General features: G+C 70.8%; 1 protein-coding gene and 1 pseudogene. Both read right to left on the bottom strand.

All coding sequences use genetic code 11. From position 1 onward, the window contains the following. A pseudogene (locus EYA84_RS27980) lies at positions 1-347 on the bottom strand (4Fe-4S ferredoxin); the annotation flags it as partial. Continuing rightward, entirely contained in the window at positions 347-3637 is a 3291-nt protein-coding gene (gene fdh, locus EYA84_RS27975; RefSeq protein WP_236145997.1) for a formate dehydrogenase, read from the bottom strand. The gene fdh and the pseudogene EYA84_RS27980, both read right to left, overlap by 1 nt. Positions 3638-4063 lie beyond the last annotated feature (426 nt).

Here is a 4063-nt window from a genome sequence, read left to right as displayed (position 1 = left end):
GTCGCCGCCGAGGCGGCGCTGACCGGGTCGCCGGTCGGCGTGCCGGCGAAGGGCGCGTCGTGGTGCCCGGCCGGACGAGGCTGCTCCACGAAGGCCACGTGCCGCCAGGAGTTCGCGGTCAACGCGCCGGTGTTGTCGTAGGACATGCCGAGCAGGTCCAGGCCGGAGGCCGGCACCCCGTTCCACTCCTTGCAGGCCACCTCGCACGCCTTGCAGCCGATGCAGACGCTGGTGTCGGTGAAGAAACCCATCCGTGGGGGCGCGTCGACCCAGCCGGACGCCGACGCCGGCTGGTACTCCTGCCCCGACGTCGCGGACGGGCCCGCCCGGTGCTGCGGGTCGACCATCAGTGCGTCCCCTCCTCGTCGTCGGCCCCGGCGGACGTGGTCGGCACGCCGGGGGTGACCGCCGGCGGGGTGCGGCCCGGCACGATGCCGGCCCGGTCACCGTAGTCGCGGACCAGCTCGCGCAGGGCCGCTCCGGTGGGACGCCGCCCCGGACGCACGTCACACGTGCCGATCTTGCTCTCCTGGATCAGCACGTTCGGGTCCAGGGTGATGCCGAACAGGTCGTTGGCCGAGTCGCCGGTGACCAGCCCCTCGTACCCGAAGTGGTACGGCAGCCAGAGCTGGTGGATCACCCGCCCGTCCACCCGCAACGGCACGATGCGGTCGGTGACCAGCACCTTCGCCTCGATCACCGCACGGGAGGTGACCAGGTGCGCCCACCCCAGATGGGTCAGCCCGACCAGGTCGGCCAACTCCGGCGACACCTCCACGAACATCTCCGGCTGCAACTCCGCAAGCGGCCGCACGGTGCGGCTCATCCCACCCGCCGTGTGGTGCTCGGTCAGCCGGCTGACCGTGAACACGTACGGGAAGACCTGACTGTGCGGCGCGGGTGGACTCGGGTTCGTCGGGTTGACCGGATGCGCGTACGTCTTGCGGGTCGGGTTGGCCTGCTGCGCGTAGAGCGGATTACGCACCGGCGACTCGGCCGGCTCGTAGTGCGTCGGCAACGGCCCGTCCAGCACACCGCTCGGCGCGTACAACCAGCCCTTCCCGTCGGACTGCATGACGAACGGGTCGTCCCCGGCCAACGCCTCCGGACCGGTGGCGCCCTCCGGCGGCCGGTACGACGGCGGTTTCGTCACCTCGAAGTCCGGCACGTCGCGACCGGTCCAGCGGCCCGCCTCGGCGTCCCACCACACGTAGCGCTTCCGCTCGCTCCACGGTCGCCCCTGCGGATCCGCCGACGCCCGGTTGTAGAGCAGACGCCGGTTCGCCGGCCACGCCCACCCCCACTCGGCGGCCACCCAGTCCTGCTCGTGACCGGGCCGCCGCCGCGCCGCCTGGTTCACCCCGTCGGCGTACACACCGGTGTAGATCCAACAGCCCACCGCGGTCGTACCGTCGTCGCGAGCCTCGGTGAACGCGGAGAGCGGGCGGCCCGTCGTGGTGTCGTACCCGTTGATCTCCCGCAGCACCGCCTCGGCGTCCGGCTCGTCACGCGGGCCGTGCGTGGGGTAGTCCCACGCCAGGTCCAGCAGCGCCCGGTCGCGCGGCAACGACGACCCGGCCAGCTTCTCCCGCAACCGACGCCCCAGGTGATAGAAGAACCACAGCTCGGAGCGGGCGTCGTCGGGCGGCTCGACCGCCTTCTCCCGCCACTGCACCAGCCGCTGGGTCTGGGTGAACGTGCCCTCCTTCTCCACGTGCGAGGCGGCGGGCAGGAAGAACACCTCCGTGCGGCACTCCTGCGGCACGATCTCACCGGTGGCGACCTCCGGACCCCGCTGCCAGAAGGTCGCACTCTCGATCATGAAGAGGTCGCGGACCACCAGCCAGTCCAGGTTCGCCATGCCGAGACGCTGCGCCCGCCCGTGCGCCGACCCGACCGCCGGGTTCTGCCCGAGCAGGAAGTATCCCTTGATCTTGCCGTCGATCATGTCGAGCACCTGCTGGTAGGTGCCGTGGTCCCCGGTCAGCCGAGGCAGGTAGCCGTAACAGAAGTCGTTCTCCGGCGTCGCCGCGTCCCCCCAGTACGCCTTCAGCAGACTCGCCGCGTACGCGCGGGCGTTGCCCCAGAAGCCCTTCTGCCCCGGATGCCGGATGCCGTCCACCCAGTCGTCGAACGTCACGTGCTTGGCGTGGTGCGGCATCGGCAGATAGCCCGGCAGCAGGTTGAACAACGTCGGGATGTCCGTCGACCCCTGGATGCTGGCGTGCCCGCGCAACGCCAGCACCCCGCCGCCCGGACGGCCCACGTTGCCCAGCAGCAACTGGATGATCGCCCCGGTGCGGATGTACTGCACGCCGACGGTGTGCTGGGTCCACCCCACCGAGTAGATCAGGCACCCGGTCCGCTCCCGGCCCGAGTTCTCCGTCCACGCCCGCGCCAACTCCAGGAACCTCTCCCGGGGCAGGCCACACACCCGCTCCACCATCTCCGGGGTGTAGCGGGCGAAGTGCCGCCTGAGGATCTGGTAGACGCAGCGCGGATGACGCAACGTCTCGTCCCGCTCCGACCGACCCGCCACCGGCGCACCGTGCGACTCGTGGCGCAGGCCGGCGGCGGTGTCCCGCTCGTCGGCGGTGCCGCCGCTGCCCGAGTCCTGCTCGTGGCCCGCGTACTGCCAACTGTCCTGCACGTAGCTGCCGCTCTCCGGGTCCCACCCGGAGAACAACCCCTCGGCGTCCTCGGCGTCGACGAAGTCGTCACTGACGATCGTCGCCGCGTTGGTGTACGCCAGCACGTACTCCCGGAAGTCCAACTCGTTGGCGAGGATGTGGTTGACCACCGCACCCAGCAGCACGATGTCCGTACCCGCCCGGATCGGCAGGTACGCGTCGGCCACCGCGCTGGTCCGGGTGAACCGGGGATCGACGTGGAAGACCTTCGCCCCGCGCTTCTTCGCCTCCATCACCCACTGGAAGCCCACCGGATGGGCCTCGGCCATGTTCGAGCCCTGGATGACGATGACGTCAGCGTTCGCCACGTCCTGTTGGAAGACCGTCGCACCACCGCGACCGAAACTGGCCCCCAGACCGGGAACCGTGGCGGAGTGTCAAATCCGGGCCTGGTTCTCGATCTGCAACGCGCCCGCCGCGGTGAACAACTTCTTGATGAGGTAGTTCTCCTCGTTGTCCAACGTCGCCCCACCCAGGCTGGCGAAGCCCAGTGTGCGGTTCAACGGACGCCCCTGCGGGTCGACGTCCTCCCACGTCTGCGCCCGCGCCGCCAACACCCGGTCGGCGATCATGTCCAGCGCGGTGTCGAGGTCCAGGTCCTCCCACTCGGTCCCGTACGGCCGGCGGTACCGCACCGTCGTCTGCCGCAGCGGACTGGTCACCAGGCTCTTGCTGGCCGCGCCCTTCGGGCAGAGCCGCCCCCGGGAGATCGGGCTGTCCGGGTCGCCCTCGATCTGCGTCACCCGGCCGTCACGGACGAAGACCCGCTGACCACACCCCACCGCGCAGTACGGGCAGACCGACCTGGCCACCTCGTCGGCGTCCTCGGTGCGGGCGGTGAGCCCGGCGCTGCGCGCCGACTGGGCGGCGGCACCACGGCCCAGCGGGTCGGTGCCGGTGAGCTGCCGGAACACCGGCCACCCCAGCAACACGTCCCGCAGTCCCACGTCCGCCTCCTCGGTCCCCGCTCAGTCCTGACCTTAGGGCAGCGCCGGCGGGGCGGCGAGCGGGGCGGCAGAACCGGCCCGAACGGACGCCGCCCCCGACCCGTCACGGGCCGGGGGCGGCGGTGGGTGTCGGTGTGCAGGTCGCCTCTCGGCGAGTGGCGCGACGCGGCTCCAGCCGAACGGTATTCGGCGACGGCATTTTAGGTGAGGCCCGGGGACACTGGATCACACCGACGCTCGGTACAACCGACCCACACCCTCCCTTGTTCCCCCTCCCCCACATCCCAACCCTGCTGTGTGTGTAAGGAAGGGCCCCCTGCTATCGCCTGGTGTATAGGAAGGGTCCCTTCCTAACATCTCTTCACGGACAGACGCTGCCGGCCGGTACCCGTGGGTACCGGCCGGCGGCGTTCTTGCTCCCCCTTG

Origin of the sequence: Verrucosispora sp. SN26_14.1, from assembly GCF_004307965.1 — a bacterium.
In the GTDB taxonomy this organism is placed as follows: Bacteria; Actinomycetota; Actinomycetes; order Mycobacteriales; family Micromonosporaceae; genus Micromonospora.
The sequence above is the reverse complement of the archived record's forward strand: the minus strand, read 5'-3'. Positions and strand labels throughout refer to the sequence as shown.